The organism is Bifidobacterium sp. UTBIF-68, from assembly GCF_006408855.1.
GTDB classification, from domain to species: domain Bacteria; phylum Actinomycetota; class Actinomycetes; order Actinomycetales; family Bifidobacteriaceae; genus Bifidobacterium; species Bifidobacterium reuteri.
The window spans coordinates 1-2,280 of record NZ_JFAN01000063.1; the positions used below are offsets into that span (position 1 = coordinate 1).

The 2,280-nt window shown below is 48.7% G+C and carries 1 protein-coding gene; it reads right to left on the minus strand.

Going from position 1 to position 2,280, the window contains the following annotated elements; translation table 11 throughout:
- Nucleotides 1-1,619: tetracycline resistance ribosomal protection protein Tet(W) (gene tet(W) / locus BW14_RS11765; RefSeq protein WP_140490785.1), on the minus strand; the 1,619-nt coding region annotated here is incomplete at its 3' end.
- Nucleotides 1,620-2,280 lie beyond the last annotated feature (661 nt).

Sequence of the window (2,280 nt, forward strand, 5' to 3'; positions counted from 1 at the left end):
AGATAAGGTTCCAGCAGTTGCGTCCCTGATTCCTTCAATGCCTGTTCCAATACAATCGGGGCCAATGAGCGGAAGTCCGCCGGCGTGCTGACCGGACTGTAATAAAGCCCGTATTCAAAGCAAATCTTACAGTCCGTTACGTTCCAGCCGAACAAGCCCTGCTCCAGCCCGTAACGGATACCATCCCTGACAGCGTTTTGAAAACTCTGGTTCAAGTATCCCAGCGAAACCCGGCTCTCGTATTGTACACCGGAGCCAAGCGGGAGTGGTGTAACAGACAGTCCGATGGATGCCCAAAACGGGTTGGGCGGCACCTCGATATGGATGGTGTGGCTGGCTGCTTTGAGCGGCCGCTCCATATAAATGACGGTGGGTTCCTTTACCACTGTTTCAAGCTTGTATTTTTCCGACAGCAAAGCGGAAACAACCTCCAACTGCACCCGGCCCAAAAAAGAAAGAATGATCTCATGGGTGATGGAATCCACCTCGCAGCGCAAAAGCGGGTCAGTATCCGCAAGTTGCGTAAGAGCGTCCAGCAGCCGTTCTCTTTGCGCTGCCGTTTTCGGCGCAATCGACGTCCGCAGCATGGGGAGGGGGTCCTCACGCCACCTTTTACGAGGGAGCCGGGTTGGGTCCCCTAATACATCGTTTAACCTCACGCTGTCGCTGGGAAGGATAACAATTTCACCCGGATAAGCGATGTCTGTCCGAACAATTTCCCCTTTGGATGGAATACGCATCTCTGTGATTTTCAGCTTTTCTCTCCCGGCCAGGGCCACCGTATCCCGCAGGCGCAGCGTTCCGCTGTATAGCCGTAGATAGACACGCCGCTGGCCGCAATCTGTATACTCCACCTTGAAAACGCTGCCGCATAGGGCGGCGCTCCCCTGTTCCCCAATCGGTTGGAACAGCCCTGTCACCGCATCCATCAACGGTTGAATGCCAAGGCCCTTTTTGGCGCTGCCATAATAGACCGGGAACAGGGAGGCGTCTTGAACCCGCCGCTGTTCCTCCCGCACAAGTTTTTCCCGGCTGATTGGTTCTCCTGCGATATACTTTTCCAATAATTTATCGTTATTTTCGATGACCGCATCCCATGCTTCTATGTCGGTATTTTCCTCCAGGACTATTTCCGGGGACAGCGACACCGTCTGCTTGATGATAATATCGGCGGAGAGCTTATCCCGAACAGACTGAACCACGCTCTGCAAATCAACGCCAGCCTGGTCGATCTTGTTGATAAAGATAACGGTGGGAATGTTCATTTTCCGCAGGGCATGGAACAGAATACGGGTCTGGGCCTGCACGCCATCTTTAGCGGAGATCACCAAGATGGCCCCATCTAAAACAGCCAAAGAGCGGTACACCTCCGCCAAAAAATCCATGTGGCCGGGCGTATCCACAATGTTGACTTTACATCTGTGCCACTGGAAGGAAGTGACTGCCGCTTGAATGGTAATCCCACGCTGCCGCTCCAAAAACATGGTGTCCGTCCTCGTTGTCCCTTTTTCGACGCTCCCCGGTTCTGAAATGGCTCCGCTGGCATATAGCAGGCTCTCCGTCAAGGTCGTCTTTCCAGCGTCTACATGGGCAAGAATTCCAATATTGATTATTTTCATGTGATTGTCCTCCCTTTACTGCCCCGAAGGGCATAAAAATCCCCAGCAGTAAAATACTTTTACCACTGGGGATGATAATTTGCGGACATACACATATGCAGCATACACCTGTTTGTGAGTGCTGTTTTTGGGGATATGTCAAAATTGATAAGGCAAAAGTATTCTTAAATTGGGTACAAAAAACTAAGCCCCTACAAAAGGGACTATCATAATCCTTTGTTCCCACTATTTGATTATAGTTTTATTTAAGAATACCTTGCCGCATATTTTTTACTCCTTTTCTGGACTTGAATTATTATATCACATCAGTTTTAGGAAAACAAGTATCTAAAAGAAATTTTTCTTCCCCTTATATGTAACAATCATACCGGCTTCCTAACGTTCAGAATGGTTTCTACTGTCTGCTGCGGTGTTTGGTTGGAATTGTCCAGCCAAAAGCCGATCCGTGGTGTTGTCTGCATTTTACTAAATACAAATTCAATGTATACAGAAAGAAATATATAAGGAGTGGGAGGGATTCCGCCGTAGTCGGCATTGTAGGAAAATCCAAAAGTTTAGATTTTCTCAAAATGCTTATCTTTTGGTCTTTGGTTCGGAATAGTGTAGTGCTGGCGGTCTATCTATTGTTTTCGGTTGCTTGCTTCTTTACCGTACATGAGCA